A 21,729-nucleotide genomic window follows, 5' to 3' on the forward strand; every position below is an offset into this window, starting at 1 on the left:
GATGACTTTTGAACTACTATTTACATAAAGGTTCAAAAAGGCAGGTTTGGAGCACCGAGAAGGTTGGATGAAGCTAGGGAGTGAGTAGCGGAGCGTAGGGAAACCTACGTGAGCAACGGAGGGACCGGCTCAGTTCTAGATTCGATGTCGCTTAGCTGCTCTGAAATTGCCTCGTGATCTGAAGATGCCTTTTTGAACTACCTTTACATAAAGGTTCAAAAAGGCAGGTTTGGAGCACCGAGAAGATTGGATGAAGCTAGGGAGTGAGTAGCGGAGCGTAGGGAAACCTACGTGAGCAACGGAAGGACCGGCTGAGTTCTAGATTCGATGTCGCTTAGCTGCTCTGAAATTGCCTCGTGATCTGAAGATGTCTTTTTGAACTACCATCTAAATAAAGGATCAAAGAGGCAGGTTTGGAGCACCGAGAAGGTTGGATGAAGCTAGGGAGTGAGTAGCGGAGCGTAGGGAAACCTACGTGAGCAACGGAGTGACCGGCTGAGTTCAAGATTCGATGTCGATTAACTTCCCTGAAACGGCTTCGTGATCTGAAGATGCCTTTTTGAACTACCTCTTGAGGGGATGTTAGGGAAATGTCGTTAGAGGGCAAGATTGTCGTCGTCACCGGCGCATCCAGCGGGATTGGCGCGCTGGCGGCGCAGATGCTGTCCGAGCGCGGCGCAGTGGTCGTCTTGGCCGCCCGAAGTGCGGACAAGCTGAAACAAGTTGCCGCAAGGATGACTGGGCCTTATCGGGTGATCGAGATGGACGTTGGCAGCGATGCTTCCGTAAAGGAAGGATTCGAACAGATCCTGACCGAGTTTGGAAGGGTCGATGTCCTGCTGAACAATGCGGGATACGGCAAGTTTGAATCGCTGGACCAAATGCCGGTTACCGAATTTACCGAGATGATGAACGTGAACTACATAGGGATGGTTCGATGTACGAAGGCCGTTCTTCCTTCCATGAAGGCAGCCCGTGCCGGACGTATCGTTAATGTCGCTTCGATAGCCGGCAAGATCGGCACGGCCAAATCGACGGCTTATACCGCTACCAAGCATGCGGTCGTTGGCTTCGGCAGCGCGTTGCGTCAGGAGGTCCGGGAGTACGGAATCACAGTATCCACGATCAATCCGGGACCGATCGATACGCCATTTTTTGAAATTGCGGATCCCAGCGGGGGTTACGTCAAGAATGTGCAATGGATGATGCTGAAGCCGGAGCGTGTCGCTAAAGCAATGGTGAAGGCGGCGGAGAAAGGCACAACAGAGGTCAACCTGCCTTGGATCGCCGGGGTAGGGGCCAAGTGGTACCAGATGTTCCCCCGCTTGGCGGACCGCTTAAGCTATCGGATGATGAATAAGAAATAGCCTGCCTGCGAAGGCAGGCTTTTTGTTTGCGGATCGGTACTCTTGGGAGATGGGCCGTTAATCGCTAAGAAATGTTGGTTGTAAACAACCATTCGGAAAAAGAGGGGCAACCCATTTCCGGACCTCGCTAAATTGAGGTATTGATTTGTTGTGACTCATACTTATCGCATATAATGAAAATATTGGTATGGGACAACACGTAATATGAAAATAAAGGATGAAATTTGAAATGACAAAAACAACATTTGCCGGTCTTGGGATCGGGGAGCAGTTGGCGGCAGCTTTGCTGGACTACGGAATATCGGAGCCGTCGCCGGTTCAAGCCGAGTGTATTCCCGCGGCGTTGGAAGGCCGGGACGTCCTGGCTCAGTCGCAAACGGGAACCGGGAAAACACTAGCTTATCTGCTGCCTTTGCTGCAGCGGGTGACTCCCGCGGATAAAACGCTGCAGGGGTTGATTTTGGCCCCTACCCAGGAGCTCGCGATGCAAATCCAGCGGGAAGCAGAAAAATACGGAGAACCGCTAGGCATCCAAACCCAGGCGCTGATCGGCGGCGCGGCCATCAAAAGGCAGTTGGAGAAGCTCAAGCTGCATCCACAGCTCGTCGTGGGCACACCGGGACGCATCCGCGAAATTTTGGCACTCCGTAAGCTGAAGCTGCACACGCTGCGCACCGTCGTCGTTGACGAGGTGGACCAAATGTTCCAGCTCGGTGGTACGGCGGATGTGGAACATATCCTGCGCGGGACTTTACGGGATCGCCAGCTGATGTTTCTTTCGGCAACGATCAATCCGGAAATTCGGGCGTTGGCGGCGAAAGAGATGAAGGAGCCGCTGGAGGTCGGGATCGAACCGGAGCAGCGCACGTCCAAAACCTTAGAGCATCTTTACTTCGTTTGCGAAGCACGGGACAAAATCGATATGCTGCGGCGGATCGTGCGTCACTTCGAACCGGAGCGCACGATCGCATTCATTAACAATACCGATCAAATCGCTGAGGTCGAAGGGAAAATGAATTTTGTCGGCCTGAGCGCCGGAGCCTTGTACGGCGATGCCGACAAAACCGCTCGCAGCCTGACGCTGAAGCGATTCCGCGAAGGCAAGATCCGCGTGCTCGTGGCGAGCGACGTCGCTGCGCGCGGACTGGACATTGAGGAGCTGACCTTGGTCGTAAATCTCGATCCGCCGATCGATGCCGAACATTACGTTCACCGAGTCGGCCGAACCGGCCGGATGGGCCGCAAGGGGCTAGCGGTGTCGATTATCGCTCCGCAGGAGGAGTTCATCATGCGCAAGTTCTCCCGAGAGCTTGGCATTGCAATTGAATCTAAGGCGCTGTACGGCGGCAAGCTGGCAGAAGCCGGGGCGGCTGTCCCTGGCAAGCGAACTCGTCCGCCTGGCAGCGGCAAGACGGGGGCTGACGAAACAACCCGTCGCGCAAGCTCGCCGGAGTCCACTCGCCGCGTTGCTGGGGAAGCGGATGGCGGACGGGCTGGCAAGCCCGCTCAAATTTCCGGCAAGCCGGGAAGCCGTGCGGCTTCAGACAGCGGCGGACCACGGAAGGCTTCACCGACCGCCGAACGGAAGAAGGAGCGCCTCCAGGACCGGAAGAATAAAGGGGCTCCGAAATGGTTGAAAAATAAGCCGCCGCGGAGTTAGGCGGATCGTGGGAGGCGTTTGGTTTGAATGACAGTGAATTGCCCGTTTTGCAGGTCGAGGAACTGAGCGGAGGTTACAGCTTGGGGCGGCCTGTGCTTCACGATATCACTTTCGAGGTGAAGCCGGGTGAAATGGTGGGGCTGATCGGGTTGAACGGGGCTGGTAAAAGCACGACCATGAAGCATATCCTTGGGCTGATGACACCGCATCATGGCGAAATTCGGATCTCCGGTAACTCGCGCAGCGAAGCACCGGAGGCTTACCAGTCGCAGCTGGCTTTCGTTCCGGAGTCGCCGCTGCTTTATGAGGAACTCACCGTTCGGGAGCATCTGGAATTCGCCGCACGGGCATACGGCGTGGAGCCGGGAGCCTATCGGGAGAGGGCGGACCGTCTGCTGAAGCTGTTCCATATGGAGGAGAAGGCGGACAGCCTATCGGCCCATCTCTCCAAGGGGATGAAGCAGAAGGTAATGATCATGTGTGCATTCGTCGCTAGGCCGCCGCTTTATGTCATCGATGAACCCTTTTTGGGATTGGACCCGCTTGGCATCCGGTCGCTGCTGGATTTCATGTTGGAGATGAAGCAAGGCGGCGCGTCGATCCTGTTAAGCTCGCATATTCTGTCGACGATCGAAAATTACTGCGATCGCTTTATCGTCCTGCATCGGGGGAAGGTGCTAGCCCAAGGAACGTTGGCTGATATCGGGGAGCAGGCCCAAGCGTCGGGAGCTTCGCTGGAGCAGATTTTCTACGCCTTAGTGAAGGACGGCGAATAACGATGGAGCTTCGAACGCTGCGGAGTCGGCGAAAAGCGGCCTTCTGGGGCAAAGTGCTCCCGTTTTTGCCCTATGTGTTTCAGAGCGGCGTCGCCGTGCTGTTGCTCCTGCTCATGATTGCCTTTTCGGCTTGGTATACGGCGTTTCTTCAGCAGATACCGCCCAGCTTGCCGATTCGTTGGATTTTGCTCGCGCTATGGGGCCCCCTGACCGTGTACGCTGGGTTTCGAACCTACGCGCAGCCGGCGGATGTCATTTTCCTGCTGCCGCAAGAGACCAAAATCTCTGCGTATTTAGCTCCGGCCTTTCGGAACGGACTGATTTATAAGCTGATTGGACTCTATATCGTGGTGTTGCTGGCTTGGCCGCTATATCAGCGAAGCGGCGGGATCATCCACCCCTTGTGGCTGATGATGCTCGCATTGCTGCTCCTCAAGGCATTAAGCTCCTATGGGGCTTGGCAGGAACTGCGAATTGCGGGGGCGCGGGCCAGAGCCGGGTTTCGCTTCCTCCGATGGTGCTTTATCCTGTTGATGACCGCAGCCTGGATTTGGCAGCCGGCTTGGAAAAGCGCCTTGTTTATGGTGTTGGTCGGCCTCAATTACGCTTTAGTTTTGCGGTTTCCGATGAAACACAAGATCCCCTGGGACAACCTCATTGCCGCGGAACGCTCGGCGGCTGCCCGGGTGATGCTGGTGCTTGGTTGGTTCGTGGACGTGCCGGCAGAAGGCCAGAAAGTGATCCGCCGCCGCTGGTTGTCCGGCATCGGAAACGGGATCCCCTGGAAGCCAGCAGAGGCCTATCGGTATCTGCTGGTCAAGACGTTCGTTCGCAGCGAGCTGCTCGGCATCGTGCTACGCCTGACGCTGCTCGGCATGGTGCTCGCCGGTTGGAACGACAAGTCCTGGTTGGGGCCGGCACTCTATTTGCTATTTGTGTTCCTGGCAGGTACGCAGCTGGCTTCCTTACGCCAGGAACATCGCGATTCGCCGGCCGCCTCCTTCTACCCGCTGCCCGTCGGCGCCAGGAAGACGGCTGCGCTGCGCCTTAGCTCGCGCCTACTGCTTGCGGTAACCGTGCTGCTGTGGCTGCCGATGGCGGTAATCCCGGGCGGGGATACCGTCTTGACGTTTGGCTCCTTGGCCGCAGGCCTCTTGCTGGCATTTGGCATGCGTTCCGCTTGGACGCGGAAATGGCGTGACGAGAATGATGACGAATAACAAAACGGACCGATTCCCGACAAGGGAAACGGTCCGTTTTGGATTGAAGACGTTTAATTTATTTTCTTATAACAGGATGGAACGGCTAACGATAACCAACAGGATAAAGAGAACCAGGATCACGCCCGTGCTCGTGAACAGGCCGCCGTAGCCGCCTCTTGTATCTTCAACTCCGCTCATTTTCATTCCCCTTTCCCATTCAGGCGTAGTGTGATCGTACACCGTATAGTATGAGAAGGGGCGTCCGCGTGCGTGGGCCATCGTGCCTTTTCCCGAAGGGGAAGGCGCCTATTTGCCTTGCAGGTCTTGTACGCCTTGGTATATCAGATCAAACAATTCCTCCAGGTTCTCCTCCGAGATGCAGGAGAAGGCAATCCGCAGGTCGGTATCGCCGAGTGCGATCGTACCGATGCCGTACTGTTGGATCAGATGCAGACGGAGCGACTCGGCTGCAACGGTCTTGAGCTTGAGACACATGAAATAGCCGGAATTGAACGGATAGTATTCCCAAACGTCCCCGTACTTGCCGCTGTCCAGCAAGGCTTTAACCTTGTTGGCCCGGCCTTTCATGATCCGGAATTTTTCTTCTTTTTGAACGGCGAATTCCGCTGATTTTAACGCATGCAGCACGAACGTCTGCGAGGGGTGAGCGCCGCTGGATATGGTGGCGCGGATGATCCCCAGAGTTTTTTGTTCCAGTGCGGCCAGCAAAGCCTGATCCTCTGCCGCATAGGTGATAAATCCGACACGGAACCCCCAAACATATTCTTCCTTCGTCGCACCGTCCACCTTAATCGGCAAAATGCGCGGATGCAGGCCGGCCAGCTTGCCGAATAATGATTCCTTGAGCGAGTCTTCGAAGAACAAGCCGTAATAGGCATCGTCGGTGACGACGACGACATTAATCCCTTCTTCCGCAGCCGCTTGAATCGCCGCGACGATCTCGCCGCCTTCCTTGGCGCCCGGAGTATAACCGGTCGGATTATTCGGGAAGTTCAAGATGACGACGGCCTTGCCTTTCCCTTTCTGAGCGAGCAGGGCTTCCTGCAACCCGGCGCTATTGAAGGTCATGTCATCCGTGAATAGCGGGAAATTAACGATGTCAGCATGACGACGGATGCCGAAGGTGAGCTCGTAATTCTCCCAGTTTTTGTCCGGATAAATGACGACATCGCCTTCATCGACGAACAGGTCGGCGACGATGCTGAGCCCGTGGGTCAGCGCGTTCGTCACGATCGGTTGGCCGAAGCTCTTACCGGTCAGCGACGGGTTCTCCTGGATCATTTTTTCGCGCCAAACGCTACGTAGCTCGGGTTTACCGGCGGGCGGGGCATAAGGGTACAAATCCTGCGGTTTATAGGCGGACAGCGTGTCCTGAATAGCCGCCAGATGCATCGGACCGCCGTTTTCGATGGCGATGCCGATCGTGGCGTTGTATTTTTTGGCGTGGGCCGAAGCTTCGGCAGATTGGCTCAAAATGCCTTCCTTCGGGAAATAAATTTCCTTGCCCAGCGTCGACAGCATGTCATACACGTGCCTGTTGCCGGATTTGACGCTCTCGTTTAACTGCTCCGCGAGTGGGTTCATCTCATTCATCCTTCCAAATCGGTTTGATATTTTAGGACAGTACCGTCTTAAACTGCCTAACATTATATCATTTCGATCGGGGCGCGTCACGGTGAAATCGCGAGGTATTCCGCCTAATTTTCATGATGAGCTGGACAGTATTTCTTCATAAGAGCAATCGTGTCCGCGTCAAGCTCACCGCCCCGCTGTTCCAGACCGGAGGTAACCGCGGACAACTTGGGATCCTTTAGGTTTTGTCCGAACTTAAATTTGGCGCTGATCGCTTCCGGTACGATCCGGCATAACGCCACCGCTTTTAGCTCTCCAGCGTAAGTGGGGTCCTGCGGTGTAATCGGCGCATAGCCGCCCTCGGGCTGCAGCTTCTCCATAAACAGAGTGAATGCCTTGGCCTTTTCTTCCAGATCATCTACCTTCTCGACGAGGCCGCGCACCATTACGCTTTTGAAATAAGCTGAAGCCGGGCACGCCTGTTTGGGATCGGTGAAATACGACGGAATGATCGCATACTCCTTGGCTACTGTGAAGCTAACCCGAGGATCGCGGGCGAGGTGCTTCATTTTTTCTCCAGCGAGGCTGCCATGAAAATAGAAAACCTCGCCATCGTATACGAAATTTAGCGGCGTGACCCGGCTCCAACCATCCTCGCCCACCGTACCAAGGAACCCGAAGGTCATCTCCTGCAAAAACTCGCGAATTTCGCTTTCTTCCGTCATTCCAAATTCTCTTCTACGCATGGCCGCTTCCCCCTCCGTTTGATTGACTCCCAGCTTACGCCGGAAATTGACAATAAAAAAGAACCAATTTACATTAATTTTAATGGTCCATTTATAAGGGACGAACCTGTACGAAAAAGGGAGGGATGGGGTTGCCGGATTTTACGATCCCGTTGGCGTCGTTTGGCGAGAAATACCGCTACAAATACGTAGCGGTGTACCATGCCCTTCGTGCGGCGATCCTCGACGGCACGCTGCCGGAGGGCACACGCCTGCCGGCAACCCGGGAGCTGGCCGAATTATACGGCCTCTCCCGCGGGAGCGTTTCGCAGGCGTATGACATGCTGCATGCCGACGGCTATGTGCGGGCCGCGGTCGGCAGCGGTACGTTTGTCGCTGGCGGCCTGCAGCCGTCGCAAGCAGACGATGGCCCGAGGGCGCCGATCGCGCTGTCCCGCTGGGGGCAGCGCGTGTCAGCCGCGATGGCCATCGGCGGAGATGCCGGCGAAGCGCCGCTCGCCGTAGCGGACAGGCTGGGCGGAGCGCGCACCGCACCGCCGCCGGAAGCCGCCGCCGTCCCGATCTCATACCGGGACGGCGGACCGTGGGAGACGCTGTTCCCGGAGGCGGAATGGAACAGCGCCCTCGCCTGGGCGGCGCGCAGCAAGCCCGGCACTGGCTCGGGCGAAGGCGCGGACCCGGCCGGCGAGCCGGAGCTGCGCGCGGCGATCGCCGCGCATTTGCGGCGCAGCCGCGGCATTGCGGCAGAGGCGGAGCACATCTGCCTCTTTAACGGCTCGATGCAGGCGATTACGCTGCTGACCCAACTGCTGCTGGGGGAAGGCGAGCCTGCGGTGCTGGAGAACCCGTGTTACTACGGGATCTCGCGGGCGGTGGCTGCCTGCGGGGGCGTCGTCGTCCCGGCTGCGCTGGACGTAGACGGCATCGTGCCGCGCGACTGGGAGGCGCGGCTTCTGTTCGTCACGCCGGGTCGGCAGTTCCCGACCGGCGCCGTGCTCTCCCACGCCCGGCGGCGCGAGCTGCTGGCGTGGGCCTCGCGGCGGAACGCGGTCATCGTCGAGGACGACTATGACAGCGAGTTCCGCTGGGGCGGCCGCCCGCTGGAGCCGCTCAAGGCGCTGGACCACGAGGAGCGCGTCGTGTACGTCGGCTCCTTCTCCAAGACGATGTTCGCCGCCCTGCGGGTCGGCTATGCCGTGCTGCCGCGCGCCCTGGTCCGGCCCGTCGCGAGCGCAAAGGCGCTCTACGAGCCGGTGCCGCCAGCGCGGCAGGAGCAGCGGGCGCTCGCCCGGTTCATGCGCACGGGCGGCTATGAGCGCCATCTGCGCCGGATGCGGCGCCACTACGGCGCCAAACAGGAGGCGTTCCGCCGCTGCCTGGAACGTGAGCTGGGCGGAGTCTTCCGTTTCCGCCCTGCCGATGCCGGATTGCTGCTGTACGCCGAATGGCGCCGCTCACCGGAGGAGTACAACGCTTTTCGCGAGGCCGCCGCTGCCCGTGGCGTCCATTTTCGAGATGCAGCCGCCTACCAAATCACGCCAGGAGCGCCTGCGGCCTGCTTTGCTTTTTCCCATTTGGACGATAAGATGCTCATTGAAGGTGTATTTCGAATGAAAGCGGCTTGGGAAGATATTCAAACCCATAGGCTTTAAGGGTATAATAGAGGTGAATAGCTTGTCTTTGATTGAGGTGTAGCGCGAACCTTGCATGGATGAGGCAGAAAAAGGTGCCGTTAGGAATTTTTTTTGGGAGGGAAGGACAATGCTTCACGTTTCACCGTCTTCATTCGAATTGAAGCCGGCATTCGCCAAAATCGTCTGCGAACCCGGGTGGAAATGGCACAAACGGGAGAAGCCGCTGCAGAACTACGACCTGTTCTATGTTTGGAGTGGAGAAGGTACGGTTGTCCTGAACGACCAGCCTATTCCGGTCAGCAAAGGCAGTTGTTTTCTGTTTCGCAAAGGGGATCATACGAGTGCCACGCATAATCCGCAGCGTCCGCTGGTGCTGACGTATATCCATTTCGACGTCCATGAGTCCGTGATGGAAGTCCCAGGCTCTTATCGTGTGCTGGAGGATACGTTGGATTTCGAATACATGCTGTCTCGCTACGTCCGTTTATTCTTAATGAAGGCGTATGCTGCCGAAGAAGAGGCGCAGCTGATTCTCAAGCAGCTGTTGATCCATTTGCTGCGTGAAGAACGCCAGGTGCCGATGGAGAAGAAGGTCAGCAACCAGTTGCATGAAGTCATCCATGAGGTGGCCAATTACGTCTTGCAGCACCCGGGGTTGCCGCACAAGGTGCAGGATTTAGCCGCTCGGGCAGGCTTGTCCCCGCGGTATTTCTCCATCAAGTTTAAGGAAATCATCGGGATGTCGGTACAGTCCTACATTATCAAGTCCAGAATCGACCGGGCACAGCATCTGCTGCTGCATGCCGGCATGAATGTAACCGAGGTTGCCGACGCGTTGGGTTACCGGGACATCTTTTTCTTCAGCCGTCAGTTCAAACAATATACGGGAAAAAGCCCATCGGAAATTCGTTAGTCGGGATATGCCCAACAACCCAACACTTACGAATTCCGTTTCCGTTCACCGCCGAGCTTAAGCTTCGGCGGCTTTTTGCTTAACTGCGTACGTAAAGCTGAACTTTCCTTGACCAAAGTCTAGGAAGCGAACCGGTCCCACGCCTGTGGTTGTTCCGGATCAACTCGGTATAATTCAGGATAGGTGGAAATTTAAGGAGGAAACCTATTTCATGAAACCTACATCCAAAATCGCGTGGTTAGCGGCATCGGCCGTGCTGTTGGCCCTAGCCGCTGGCTGCGGCCCGGCCGAGAAACAAACGCTGCAGCAGCAATGGGAGCAGACGGTGGGAAACACCGTCGATTCGGTGAGTCAATCGCTCAGCGATACTGCGGCATCCGTACAGCAGTCGGTGGCGTTGGCCGCCGGGGAGTGGAAGGACGATCTGACGTTTACGGGACGCTCACACGAGCTTTCGACGACAGGGGAAATCGGCACCACCGGTAAATTGCAGTTGGAGAATGCCGTGGGTCGTCTCGAGATAAAGAAGGGTACTTCCGATCAAATCGTGGTGAGAGCGACCATCCAGGCAGCTGACCTGCCCGCACGCTCGGAAAAGCTGGATCGGTTGTTCGAACAGAGTGAGGTTTCGGTCATCCCTCAGGGGAACGTTGCCCAGGTGCGCGTACACGCCAAGGGTAAATCCGATCAAAACCTGTGGGATTGGGCTCAGAAGGAGCTGCATTTTACCGAATTCCGCATCGATTATGTCGTAGAGGTCCCTGCCGGGATCCAAGAGTTCGAAGTTACGAACAATGTCGGCGAAATCACGGCGAGCGGGCTGACGGGAACGTATCGGCTGACTGGCGATGTCGGGTCAATCAAGGTCGAAGACGCCCGTTTGTCGGGCGAATCCTCGATCACTACGGCAACCGGCAGCTTGAATCTAGGTATTCTCGCGATGGACTCCGGCAGCCGGTTACAGGCTAGAGCCGATGTCGGCAGCATCACAGCGACGCTGGATCCATCAGTAGCCTGCGATCTGGAAACGAGAAGCGAACTTGGGGCAATTCATGGGGTGCCGGAAGGAAGCAGTGAGAGGGGCGGCGGAGGGCCGCTGGTCGCGTTAGAGACATCCATCGGCAGCATCACGGTGCAATAACGGAGAAAAGCCGCCGGGAGAGAAACCGGCGGCTTCAGCAAGCCATTAGCATTTTCCTGCGGGTTTGAAGTGGCCTAGCGCTTCACCCATCCTTACCTTCCGACCGGGCTCGAGACCGGGCAGAGGGGTGAAGGTTCCATTCTGGGTGAGAAGGACGACAGTGGATCCAAATTCAAAGTAAGCAAGATCGTCGCCTTGTTCCCAGCTTTTGGCCGAGGGGTCCGTGTATTGGATGCTGCTGACGTTCATGGCTCCCACTTTGATGAGGGCGATCTCTCCGCAACTGTGGGAAATATAAGTAATCAGGCGTTCATTCCGGCATAAGACCTTCTTCATGTGGCGCATGCCGAAGTCGTTCACGGGGTACACCCGGCCCTTCACATGCTCGCTTTCCAACTTTTTCCCGGTCACGGGTGCATGAATTCGGTGATAATCAGTAGGACTAAGATAAAGGACAAGGGCATAACCGTGTTTGTACGTTTCTACGCGGGGGGAGCGCGACAGCAGCTCGTCAAGTGTGTAATCCTGTCCTTTGACGTTCAGAATCGTGCCGGTTTGGACCTCGCCCATAAAGGTAATTAAGGCGTCCACCGGACTGATCATCGTCCCTGGCTCCGCGTGCAGCGGGCGCATGCCTGGTTTTAATTTTCGGGTAAAGAACTCATTCAGTGTCCGGTATTCCCGAAGCTCCTTCTCCGCTTCATGGAGCGGAATGCCGTAGGATTTGGCGAAAAAAGGAATCATCGCCCGGCTCAAGCCCGAATGGGAGAACTTGCCCATCCATCGGGATAGCCATTTTCGGGAGGAGAGTTCCGTCATCCATTTCATCCATTTCGCGGCCAAATAGCATCCTCCTAGTCTGTCCGTTAGTGCTGCGTTGGTTTGATGAATTCGTTGCCACTTCCGCTAATCTTGACACAGAACAGGGCCGAAATCAATACAGCGGCCTGTAACCCCGGATGACAAATTTGTACAAATTGATGCTTGATGCCGAGGCTAGGTTGGTGTATGTTAATAACAATCGCATAGGGATACGGGGGCTTGAGCAAATCAGGCTGAGATAGCGGCATATGGCGCCGCGGACCGTTAATCTGATCTGGATAATGCCAGCGTAGAGAATCGATCGTCCGGGATGTCTTGCGTTTTTTACGCACCCTCGTGACCTGACCACCGTCTGAGCTTATTCAGGCGGTTTTTTTACGTATGCGATGGGAATTTAAATTGAGGAATCAAGAGGAGAGATGGAAATGTCGGAGGTTATTCAGAAAAAAATGGGCCGCGGTTTGAAGCTAAGCGACCTGTTGGTAACGGTGTTGGTCTCGCTTGTGCTTGGCGTGGTGTACCACTTCTGGAGTTCGGTGTACAATTTGTTCTCGCCCCTGTTCTTCCAGGCGGATGAACTGGTGTACGGGATGTGGTTCCTGGCCGCAACACTGGTATTCCTGCTGATTCGTAAACCGGGGGTAGCGTTGATTGCCGAGATTGCGGCGGCCCATGTGGAGATTCTGTTCGGCAGCGAATGGGGCATTCAGCTCGTTCTATACAGCGTGCTGCAAGGCTTGGGAGCGGAACTGGTATTCGCCGCGTTCCGATACCGGAAGTTCTCCGGCTCCGTCGCAGCGCTGGCCGGAATTGGGGCCGCTGTTGGATCGGTGATTCCGGATTTCTTCTATGGCTACGTGCAGGATTATGAGCCTTGGCTCTTGACTGCCAAATATGCCATGCGCGCGGTCAGCTCTGCGCTGATCTGCGGTTACTTCGCTTACGCCGTGGTAAAAGCCGTAGAAGCGACAGGAGTCACCACCCTGCTGCGGCCGGTTGATCCGAAGGACTACGCGGCGCTGAACGACTGATGCGGAAGGACATGGCGGCCGCAGAGGTGCAGGGGCTGCGGTTGAAGTTCCCCGGTGAAGCCGATTTCGTGTTCAAGGATTTGGATTTCTCGGTTGTGCGCGGAGAACATGTGCTGCTATTGGGCCCCAGCGGATGCGGGAAATCGACGCTGCTTCAGGTCTTGTCCGGCATCATCCCGGACTTGGTGGAAATCCCGATGCGGACGTCCGCGCAGCAGCTCCCGACATCGTGGCGCTTCCTGTTTCAGGACCCCGAGACCCAATTCTGTATGCCTTATGTTGACGAGGAGCTAGCCTTTGCCCTGGAAAACCTCGGCATACCGCAGCCCGAGATGTCCGCGCGGATGGAAGCCGCCTTGGCTGAGGTGGGCCTCGATTTGCCCGAGCTCCACGTGTTGATCGATTCGCTGTCCCAGGGGATGAAACAGCGATTAGCGCTCGCTTCGATCCTGTTGGGCGATCCGGAGGTGCTGCTGCTCGACGAACCTTCCGCCCTGCTGGACCCGCTGGGGCGCGAGCAAATCTGGCAAGCGATCGCCAAGGTAGCCGAGGGGCGGACCTTAATGATCGTGGAGCATCGGATCGAAGAATTGACGGCGCTAGGACTTGTTGACCGGGTCGTGTTATTCGGACCGGACGGACGGGTACTCGGCGAAGGCGCACCGGAGGTGGTGTTTGACACGTATCGTTCCGCTCTTGTGGAGTTTGGGATTTGGTATCCTGGCGTGTGGGAGGAATACTTGGCCTCGGAAGGCGGCCGTCGCTTGCTTGAGCCGACGGAGAATGTCCGGGAGGCGAATGGGCCTGTCACGGTGGAGTTGAAGGATTTTCGCGGATTTCGGCAAGGACGTCCGGTCATTGAAGTCGGGCAAGCTGCCGTGTATCCCGGCGATTGGATCGCGGTCACGGGACCCAATGGTGCAGGGAAGAGCTCGTTGCTGCTTAGCCTGATCGGTCTGCTTCCGGCAGAGGGCACGTACGTGCTCCAGGGAAAGCGGATGGAGACGGGGAAGCTGCGCCGCCGTTCCCGTAAACGGCAGATGGAGCGGTCTGCTCGCGAGATCGGATTCGTGTTCCAAAATCCCGAATTCCAGTTCGTCGCGGATCGGGTGGCGGATGAAGTGGCCTTTTCCCTACGGGAAGACGGACTTGGTGTTGAAGCCATCCGCGAACGGGTGGCGGAGTGCTTGAATCGATTTGGCTTAACCGGCTTGGAGGGTCGTCATCCTTATCAGTTGTCGCTGGGCCAGAAACGGCGCCTCAGCGTGGCCGCGGCGGCGGTGCGCGAGCAGCGGCTGCTGTTGCTCGATGAGCCGACCTTCGGCCAGGACGCAGCAAACACGTTCGCCATCCTGCAGTTATGCGAAGAGCTGCGCCGCCGTGGAATAGCCATCCTCATGGTCACGCACGAGGAACGGATCGCCGAACGAGTCGCAACCCAACATTGGGAGGTGCGGGAGGGGCGGATCCTATCGCAGCGAATCACCCCGCGGGCCGCGAACCGTCTGGCGAACGGGGGTACACCGACCGGACCGATTGGACCATCCGAGACTGAGGCGGTGATGGCGAAATGAGGCGGTTCCTAACGCCGAAGCGGCAGACGTGGCTGCACCGGGCGAACCCGGCTGCCAAGCTGGCTTTGATGATCTTGTTGTTTCTGCTAACGTTATTCACCCATCGGCTGGACTTCATCTTTTATCAGGCGATCTTGTTTACGGTGCTGTTATTCCTGTTTAGCGGGTATGAGCTTTGGAAAATCGCCCTGCTTATTCTCCCCTTCGCGTTGATCTTCGCTTCCTCGGCGGCAACGATGATCCTGTTCGGCAAAGGCGAACAGGTTTGGTGGGCATGGGGATTGTTCCGGATCTCCGAAGAAAGCTTCTTCCGAGGGATCCATATCGGGTTCAAAGCGGTGGCATTTGCCGCCGAAGGACTGTTGTTTGTGTTGACTACGCCGTCGGTTTCCTTGTTTTACGCGCTGATGCAACAGGCGAAACTGCCGCCGAAATATGCGTACAGCTTTATGGCCTCGGTCCGGTTACTCCCCATGGTATGGGAGGAGCTGCTTGTCCGTCGCAATGCGTTGCTGATCCGCGGCGTTCGCAGGCCGCACGGGCTGCCCGGACTCGTCGTCCAAGCCAAGCTTTACGCCGTGCCGCTGTTATCTCAGAGCATTCGCCGGGCGCATCGTGTCGCCGTTGCGATGGAAGCCAAGGCATTCAGCGGAAATCGGCCTCGCACCTATTATTACCGCACTGCTTACTCGCGGTACGATGTGCTGGTGCTCTTGCTCTTGGCCATCGTTGCCGTTGCGGCATATACGCTTGCGGTCGTTTACCCGCCGTTTGGCATCGCGGATGTACGTTACCGTTAATCATCATGCAATGAATCGAAGGGGCTTATTCCCGAGAACCACTCATGACCGGTTCTGAGGTATAAGCCCCTTTGGTATGCTCCAACACCTACTTATTCGGATGAACGTTGCGGTGTAACGTTCCGCTGCTCGGGCTGCCCGAGCAAATAACGAGCGTAGGCCATGGGTTGGCGATAGGAATCTTTCCAAATCTCGGGCAGTCCGGCTTTGCGAAAGCCGTAACGCTGATCACGCCCGTTGCATTCGATAAAGTAAGGACGCCCGCTTTCGGTTAGACCGATGTCTAGCCCCAGGTCGGCGAGGAGCGGCAGTCGGCCGCCCAGGTGGTGCGAGATCGCCAAGGCCAGGTTCTCAACGTGAGCCAATGCCGAAGGAACGCTCCCCTCCGGGAGAGCCTTGGCTAGCAGTTCTTCGGCGGGCAGGGCCTCTCCGCCTTTGGCGATGTTGCAAACGAAGCTCCCTGCGGCGGCGACTTTGGCGAAACGTCCCGTGACACCCCATTCGCCTCCGCTCCCTCGCTGTACGGTGATCCGCAGATCGATGGGGCGCCCTTCGTACTCCGCCAGCGGTATACGCTCCTGCACCAGATAAGGCGTGCGCCGGAGCATACGCCGAGTCCATGCCGGCAGTTCCCTTTGGTGGAGCCGTACCGTGTTCCATCTCCGCTTGCCTATAGGCGAAGCGTAAGTAAGTTCCCAACCGGTCGACCGTGCGTACCGCAATCGCATGACGCCGTGACCGACGGAGCCGCGGATCGGCTTTAAGATGAGATCGGGATGCCGAGACATCATCCTCCGCAAGTTTTCGGAGGTCAGCGGCATCGCCGCCGGAAGGTACGCCCGTAGATGGGGAGCATTCCAGAGCAGGCGGTGGATGAAGTCTTTTCCGTAACGATTGTTCACGTTAAAGACCGTGATCCCCCGGTCCTTTAGGGATTGGAGTTTTTTGTGGGCCGCGAGTCTGGGATAGAGCGCTCGATTATGGATCACCGACGGCAAAGGCAGCTCTTGTTCTACATATTCGATACCGTTGTATACATACGCGACACAGCGATCCCCTGCCGAATCGATGCCCCCAAGACGCAAGAAAATGGGGATTAATCCGTATTCCCGCGCGGTTTCTTCATACCCTGCGATCCACTCTTGGCCGGTTCTGTGCGTTGGGATCCCTCGGTACATGCTGGAGTTCAGCAAGATTCCGACAGTGTCCTGACTCAAGTGGGTGTCCTCCTTCCCGTGCTTCTTCCTCCAATGTATGTTGTCCCGGGTAAAAAGAGTGGACGACTGTGCTGCGACAGCCGCCTGTTTTCGGGCGATCACCGGGAGAGGCGCGTCTGTGGCAAATTGGGCTCTTCTTCCGTAAAGGTGTCACATTTGCCGGATCGGTTTCGTATATTTAGGGTAATGAAATTAGCGTAACGGGAAGAAGGGAGACTTCACATGGATCGGGAAAAAGTCGCGGTCATCGCACCCGGCGCCCTTGCAGCAACTTCAGGAAAACACCGGCCGGTGGAGAGGGTGCTTGAGCGGATGATTCCTCATGCGGCGGAGCAGCTACACATTCGCATCTTCGGCATCGCGGACGGACATTTGCCGTCCCAAGGCTGGATCGGCAGCGTCCCCTTTTACCGTCTGCCGGGGGGACGGAACTACCTGGAGTCGCTGCTGCGGCATCTGCGCAAGTGGCGTCCGGACACGGTGGACGTACATGGCCGGCCGATGCTAGCCTGCCAGTTGAAGGGGCGGCTTCCGCTTGCTCGCGTATTGTTGACCATGCCCTCCGCTCCGGTCTTCTCCCCCTCCTGTCACCCCAAAGCGTGCACCCCACATGTCCTGGAAAGCGTGGACGGCCTGATCGTCAACAGCGAACGAGCCAAGGCGGAGCTACTAACGCATTTCCCCTCTCTGCTCACCCCGGTTTGGGTAAATCTGCCGGGGGCCAACTTGGAGGATCACGTACCGCGCTGGACGCCGGACGGGGAACGGCAACGCCGGCATCGGCTGGCGGAGCTGGGGTGGTCGGACCGGAAGATCATCCTGTTGGCCGGTTGCTTGCCATCGATTGGCGAAGAGAACCGAATTGTCTCGGCGCTCTCCGACGTTTTGAATCGTATACCGGAGGCCATGCTGATGTTTCTTGCTTCCGACGTCCCCAGTTCGCCGCGAGCCATTCATGAGCTTGCCGCATATTTCCCGGAACGGATCGTTCGTCTACCGGCCGCCCCAACCTGCACGCTAGCGGATGGATATCTCTTGGGGGATTGTCTGGTTCTGTTGCCTGGCGATGAAACGACGTCGATGTTAACCCGTCTTGAGGCGATGGCCGCAGGCGTTCCGACACTGGATGCCAGCGACTCCCCGGTGGTCGAGTTTGCGGCTGACGGCCTCCTTGCAGGAGGGCCAGATGCGAGTTTAATGGACCGGATCGTTCTGCTGCTGCAAGATGAGGAGGTTAGCCAAGTTTTGGGCCGCGCCGGCCGAGAGATCGTTCGCCGCCATTACCGCTGGGAGCACGTTGCGGACCGTTGGGTGAACATCGTTCGCGCCGGGAATGCTGAGGCTAAGACTCCAACCGCAAGCCGTCGCAGCATAAAGAACTGAACCGGGTCGGTTCACCGACTACGTATCTTCCCCATCGTAGAAACCGGAGGGTAACTAGAATTCGGATTTTTGGCCGTAGGCACCGTTCTGTATGCGAAAAATCGAATACCATGGGCGAATGCCCGGTTTTTGCGATGCAGATAAGATGGTGCAAATTGGTGTTACAACTCGTACTGTACGAATAGCCAACTAACTAAAGACCCGGTAAAGCGGGTCTTTTTTGTTATTTTGCAGACGAATCGGGCGACGGGGCCCTTGCCGCATTCGTGTGGACAGCTGTACGTTTGCCGTTACCACCCCCCCGGCTTCACATACACTGTGGTATATGCTCCGGTATTATCACGTTTTGGGAGGAAATCGATGTGGTCAAAAAACGCAAGCCGCGCATCCGACTGAACCGTAAACCGATTCAGCGTAAGCCGACGTTACCGCGTTTGGTCAATCATCAGGCCCCCCTGGTATCCATCATCATCCCGGCGATGAATGAAAGGGCGACGCTGGCCGGCGTGTTGCGTGAGGCGGGCCGGGTTCATCCGTACAGCGAGACGATCGTCGTCGTCAACGGATCGACCGACGGGACCGCTGAGCTGGCGAAAGCCTGCGGTGCCCGTGTGCTCGGAACACCGGAGCCGCTGGGGCATGATGTCGGCCGGCGCGTTGGGGCGGAGGCCGCACGCGGCCAAGCGCTGCTGTTCGTTGACGCTGACATGATTATTCCCGCTCGGGAGCTACGCCCTTATGTTAAGGCGGTGTTAGCCGGCGTTGACGTTGCGCTAAATGGCTACTCAGGTCCGGCGAGTCGGAAGGAAGCCCATCCGGTCGTTCTGGCTAAACACGTCCTAAACGGTTTGTTGCAGCGGTCCGACCTGCGGGGGGCTTCCTTGACGGCGGTGCCTCATGCGATGAGCCGGAAGGCGGTGGAAACCGTCGGACCGGACGCCCTGGAGGTTCCGCCGCTGGCCTTGGCTAGAGCGGTGCGACTCGGGTTAAACGTACAAGCGGTCCATACCGTTCCTGTCGGGAAGTTGAATCCTGCCCGGGGATGGGTGCGGAACAAGGGGAGACGCGTTGATCCGCTGACGGCACTAGTGGCAGGCGATCATTTGGAGGCGATTCATTGGCTACTCCGTCAGCAGGGTCCACGCGGTGGGTACGGCGATTTAGGTCGGCAGCGCGGCAAGGTGAGGTGAAACTTTGATGGAAGCGAAGCAATCAATTAAGCAACGCCGGAAACGAAAAGGCGGATCCCTGGCCCGCCCGCAAGGAAGAGCTGGCCGGATGAAGAGCAGCTTGGCCCGCAGAGGCAGCCGTATGGCTCGGCCGTCCGCAAGGAAGGGGCTGGCCGGCGGCTTGATTCAACGCTTGAAAGCGAGGGCTCTGGCCGCAGGTGCCAGAGCAGCTGCGTCACGAGGAAAAGCAGCGGCCGATTCGCCTCACATGCAGGCTTGCTTTCAAGAATGGGCACGGGCGGAACGGTTGGACAATAGTCCCTTTGCGACTATTTTAGCAGCCTCCTTGGCGTATCGCCGCGGTTATGCCGATACGGCCGGGCTGAGTACGCCGTGGCTCCCTTTGCCGCTGAACGGGAGCGCCTCGGCTATCGTGACGGCGAGCAATGAGGAGAAGACGCTACCTGCGGTTGTGGCAGAGCTTCGCAAGCTGCCGTTGCAGGAAATTATCGTGGTTCTAAACGGCTGCAATGACGGCAGCTTTACCGCTGTGGACCGGGATCCGCGGATCACGCGGCTTAGCTTCCCTGAACGATTGGGCCATGACGTAGGCCGAGCGATCGGGGCGGCGGCGGCCACCGGAGACATTCTCCTCTTCACGGATGGGGATCTGTGCGTCGGCGCAGAGGATTTAGCCGCCTTCCTGATCGCGATCGACCAGGGAGTGGACTTGGCGTTAAACGATTTGTCGCCGTATCTGCCGCCCTTTTCCCAACAGGATGAGGTGACGCGCTGCAAGGCCTTCCTTAACTTGGCGTTAGGGCGTCCGGATTTGAAGGCGAACTCGCTGACGGCGGTGCCGAACGCCTTGTCCCGCCGTGCGTTGCAAACGGTGGGGACCGCTGCCCTGATCGTTCCTCCGAAAGCCCAGGCGCTGGCTTTAGCCCGCGGTCTTAAAGCGGGTGCGCCCATTTCCGTGGACGTGATCCGCAAAAACCGGATTCGCACCAGTAACAGCGGAACGGGCAACGCAGTCGCGCAAATGATCATCGGCGATCATATGGAAGCGCTCGGCGAGGTTATGAAGACGGAGGGCGTCCGTCTGCGGTTCGCGACAATCGGGCGCAGTGAATTGGCGAAAATGAGGAATGCCCGATGAGCGGAACCGGTGTCACGAGCATTATCATTCCTACTTATAACGGACTGCACTTGCTCGCCCCTTGTGTGGAGGCGATCCGCCAATATACGGAGACGCCCTACGAAATTATCGTCGTGGATAACGGCTCCGAGGACGACACCGCGTCGTTTTGCCTGAAGGAGCGCTTGATCCTCGCGGCGCTCCCGCGAAATGAAGGATTTCCGGTCGCCGTAAATCGGGGGTTGTCCGTCGCTTCAGGCGATCAGTTGCTTATCCTGAACAACGATGTCGCCGTCTCCCCGCGATGGCTCTCCAATTTGTTGCTGGCGCTGCACAGCGCCCCCGATGTAGGCCTTGTTGGTCCGGTGACCAATTACGCCAGCGGACGGCAACAGGTTGCGATTGACTGGGTGGAAGGCGAGGATTTCGCCCAAGCGGCGGAGAAACATAACCGTTCTGATTCTTCCAAATGGCAGGAGGTCCAGCGGCTTGTCGGGATGTGTCTGCTGTTTAAGCGAGAGGTACTGGAGCGGGCGGGGCTCTTCGACGAAGGATATTCGCCCGGACATTATGAAGATGACGATTACTGCTACCGCGCGCGGCAGCTGGGCTACCGTCTGCTCATTTGCGGGGATACGCTGGTGTACCATGAAGGCAGCTCCAGCTTTAAAGCCCAGCATCCGGAAGGGTGGAATGAACTCCTGGAACGGAACCGTATGCGGTTTATCGAGAAATGGGGAGTGGATCCCTGGCAATTTATCTCATGAGAAAATCAAATCTTTGGCATAAAGGAGGAGCGTTCATGAAAGGCGTGATTTTGGCGGGGGGCAGCGGCACGCGTCTATACCCGCTGACCCGATTGATCAACAAGCATCTGCTTCCGGTCGGGAATTATCCGATGGTCTGTTACGGCATAGAACGGCTGCGTCAAGCTGGAATCACCGATATTCTCATCGTGATCAGCAAGCAATCGGCTGGTCTGTACGCCGATTTCCTCGGCAGTGGGGAGAACTTCGGTGTGAACCTGACGTATCGCGTCCAGGAGTCAGCCGGGGGGATCGCCGAAGCCCTGGAGTTGGCTGACGGGTTTATTCCGCCCGGCGGCAAGTTCCTTGTACTGTTAGGCGACAACCTGTTTTTGGACGATTTAACGCCCTATGTGGAGAAATTCAAGCAGCAGCCACCAGGCAGTGCCCGGGTGATGCTGAAGCCGGTGGATGACCCACGTCGTTACGGTGTGCCGGTGTTTGCCGAGGACACACCGGAACTTATCGCCTATATCGAAGAAAAACCGAAAAAACCGAAATCCAAATTTTCGGTCACCGGCATTTACATGTACGATGACTCGGTATTCGGCATTATCCGCAGCATCGATCGTTCCGCCCGCGGTGAATTGGAGATTACGGACGTGAACAATCGCTATGCGCAGAACGGCATGCTGGAATTCGATGTTCTCCAGCTATGGTGGGGCGACGCGGGTACGCTTGAATCGCTGCAGGAAGCCGGAATTCATATGAAAGGCGTACTTCCCTAAGCGATTAGGGAGGCCGGAAAGGAGGCACG

Annotated in this window: 20 protein-coding genes and 1 riboswitch; of the genes, 15 read left to right on the forward strand and 5 right to left on the reverse strand. The window is 57.3% G+C overall.

Annotation, left to right across the window (positions count from 1 at the left end):
- Positions 1-590 precede the first annotated feature (590 nt).
- The 4 genes from KJS42_RS15115 (at position 591) to KJS42_RS15130 (ending at position 5,023) form a co-directional block, all read left to right on the forward strand.
- Positions 591-1,367: an SDR family NAD(P)-dependent oxidoreductase gene (locus tag KJS42_RS15115; protein WP_213623328.1), complete on the forward strand. Its 777-nt coding sequence runs from the start codon at positions 591-593 to the stop codon at positions 1,365-1,367.
- A 229-nt stretch (positions 1,368-1,596) separates the two neighbouring features.
- Entirely contained in the window at positions 1,597-3,027 is a 1,431-nt protein-coding gene (locus tag KJS42_RS15120) for a DEAD/DEAH box helicase (RefSeq protein ID WP_213623329.1), read from the forward strand.
- A gap of 23 nt (positions 3,028-3,050) precedes the next feature.
- Entirely contained in the window at positions 3,051-3,803 is a 753-nt protein-coding gene (locus tag KJS42_RS15125) for an ABC transporter ATP-binding protein (protein ID WP_155606267.1), read from the forward strand.
- A 2-nt stretch (positions 3,804-3,805) separates the two neighbouring features.
- A complete protein-coding gene (locus KJS42_RS15130; RefSeq protein WP_213623330.1) occupies positions 3,806-5,023 on the forward strand; it encodes an ABC transporter permease in 1,218 nt (405 codons plus the stop codon).
- Between the two features lie 66 nt (positions 5,024-5,089).
- On the opposite strand, the gene KJS42_RS15135 is transcribed toward KJS42_RS15130, so the two are convergent.
- The 3 genes from KJS42_RS15135 to KJS42_RS15145 form a co-directional block, all read right to left on the reverse strand.
- Positions 5,090-5,203, reverse strand: coding sequence for a YjcZ family sporulation protein (locus KJS42_RS15135; RefSeq protein ID WP_213623331.1), 114 nt, complete (start codon positions 5,201-5,203; stop codon positions 5,090-5,092).
- 108 nt (positions 5,204-5,311) lie between these two features.
- On the reverse strand, positions 5,312-6,610 hold the full coding sequence (locus KJS42_RS15140; RefSeq protein ID WP_213623332.1) for an aminotransferase class I/II-fold pyridoxal phosphate-dependent enzyme: 1,299 nt from the start codon (positions 6,608-6,610) through the stop codon (positions 5,312-5,314).
- 113 nt (positions 6,611-6,723) lie between these two features.
- Positions 6,724-7,344, reverse strand: coding sequence for a pyridoxamine 5'-phosphate oxidase family protein (locus tag KJS42_RS15145; protein WP_213623333.1), 621 nt, complete (start codon positions 7,342-7,344; stop codon positions 6,724-6,726).
- Between the two features lie 131 nt (positions 7,345-7,475).
- Between KJS42_RS15145 and pdxR the strand changes: the two genes are divergently transcribed.
- The 3 genes from pdxR to KJS42_RS15160 all read left to right on the forward strand — a co-directional run bounded on the left by pdxR (position 7,476) and on the right by KJS42_RS15160 (position 11,032).
- Complete coding sequence (gene pdxR / locus KJS42_RS15150) at positions 7,476-8,996, forward strand: MocR-like pyridoxine biosynthesis transcription factor PdxR (protein WP_483311277.1); 1,521 nt, start codon at positions 7,476-7,478, stop codon at positions 8,994-8,996.
- 109 nt (positions 8,997-9,105) lie between these two features.
- Positions 9,106-9,891: a helix-turn-helix domain-containing protein gene (locus KJS42_RS15155; protein WP_155606272.1), complete on the forward strand. Its 786-nt coding sequence runs from the start codon at positions 9,106-9,108 to the stop codon at positions 9,889-9,891.
- 211 nt (positions 9,892-10,102) lie between these two features.
- Positions 10,103-11,032, forward strand: coding sequence for a hypothetical protein (locus tag KJS42_RS15160; protein ID WP_155606273.1), 930 nt, complete (start codon positions 10,103-10,105; stop codon positions 11,030-11,032).
- A gap of 45 nt (positions 11,033-11,077) precedes the next feature.
- Here the strand turns inward: KJS42_RS15160 and asd are convergent, their stop codons facing one another.
- Positions 11,078-11,875: an archaetidylserine decarboxylase gene (asd, locus tag KJS42_RS15165; protein ID WP_155606274.1), complete on the reverse strand. Its 798-nt coding sequence runs from the start codon at positions 11,873-11,875 to the stop codon at positions 11,078-11,080.
- Positions 11,876-12,055: 180 nt separating this feature from the next.
- Positions 12,056-12,167: riboswitch (TPP riboswitch) on the forward strand.
- A gap of 112 nt (positions 12,168-12,279) precedes the next feature.
- On the opposite strand from asd, the gene KJS42_RS15170 reads away from it, so the two are divergent.
- From KJS42_RS15170 to KJS42_RS15180, 3 genes are read left to right on the forward strand one after another with little or no spacing between them, the layout of a single operon-like run.
- Entirely contained in the window at positions 12,280-12,885 is a 606-nt protein-coding gene (locus KJS42_RS15170) for an ECF transporter S component (RefSeq protein ID WP_155606275.1), read from the forward strand.
- Positions 12,885-14,459, forward strand: coding sequence for an ABC transporter ATP-binding protein (locus tag KJS42_RS15175; protein ID WP_213623335.1), 1,575 nt, complete (start codon positions 12,885-12,887; stop codon positions 14,457-14,459). The genes KJS42_RS15170 and KJS42_RS15175 overlap by 1 nt, the downstream gene beginning before the upstream one ends.
- Entirely contained in the window at positions 14,456-15,259 is an 804-nt protein-coding gene (locus KJS42_RS15180) for an energy-coupling factor transporter transmembrane component T family protein (protein WP_155606277.1), read from the forward strand. The genes KJS42_RS15175 and KJS42_RS15180 overlap by 4 nt, the downstream gene beginning before the upstream one ends.
- Positions 15,260-15,351: 92 nt before the next feature.
- Here KJS42_RS15180 and KJS42_RS15185 read toward each other — a convergent pair whose 3' ends face one another.
- Entirely contained in the window at positions 15,352-16,476 is a 1,125-nt protein-coding gene (locus KJS42_RS15185) for a YheC/YheD family endospore coat-associated protein (protein ID WP_155606278.1), read from the reverse strand.
- Positions 16,477-16,698: 222 nt separating this feature from the next.
- Here KJS42_RS15185 and KJS42_RS15190 point away from each other — a divergent pair, with 222 nt between their 5' ends.
- The 5 genes from KJS42_RS15190 to KJS42_RS15210 all read left to right on the forward strand — a co-directional run bounded on the left by KJS42_RS15190 (position 16,699) and on the right by KJS42_RS15210 (position 21,700).
- Positions 16,699-17,859, forward strand: coding sequence for a glycosyltransferase family 4 protein (locus KJS42_RS15190; RefSeq protein ID WP_213623336.1), 1,161 nt, complete (start codon positions 16,699-16,701; stop codon positions 17,857-17,859).
- 362 nt (positions 17,860-18,221) lie between these two features.
- A complete protein-coding gene (locus tag KJS42_RS15195) occupies positions 18,222-19,049 on the forward strand; it encodes a glycosyltransferase family 2 protein (protein WP_193419144.1) in 828 nt (275 codons plus the stop codon).
- Positions 19,050-19,056: 7 nt separating this feature from the next.
- Positions 19,057-20,187, forward strand: a complete 1,131-nt coding sequence (locus KJS42_RS15200; RefSeq protein WP_244868500.1) for a glycosyltransferase family 2 protein — start codon at positions 19,057-19,059, stop codon at positions 20,185-20,187.
- Positions 20,184-20,933 carry a glycosyltransferase family 2 protein gene (locus KJS42_RS15205; RefSeq protein WP_155606282.1) on the forward strand — a complete coding sequence of 250 codons (750 nt, stop codon included), beginning with the start codon at positions 20,184-20,186 and terminating at the stop codon, positions 20,931-20,933. The genes KJS42_RS15200 and KJS42_RS15205 overlap by 4 nt, the downstream gene beginning before the upstream one ends.
- Positions 20,934-20,968: 35 nt before the next feature.
- Complete coding sequence (locus KJS42_RS15210; RefSeq protein ID WP_155606283.1) at positions 20,969-21,700, forward strand: sugar phosphate nucleotidyltransferase; 732 nt, start codon at positions 20,969-20,971, stop codon at positions 21,698-21,700.
- Positions 21,701-21,729: the final 29 nt, after the last annotated feature.

This window comes from Paenibacillus sp. J53TS2 (genome assembly GCF_018403305.1).
Taxonomy (GTDB): domain Bacteria; phylum Bacillota; class Bacilli; order Paenibacillales; family Paenibacillaceae; genus Fontibacillus; species Fontibacillus rhizolycopersici.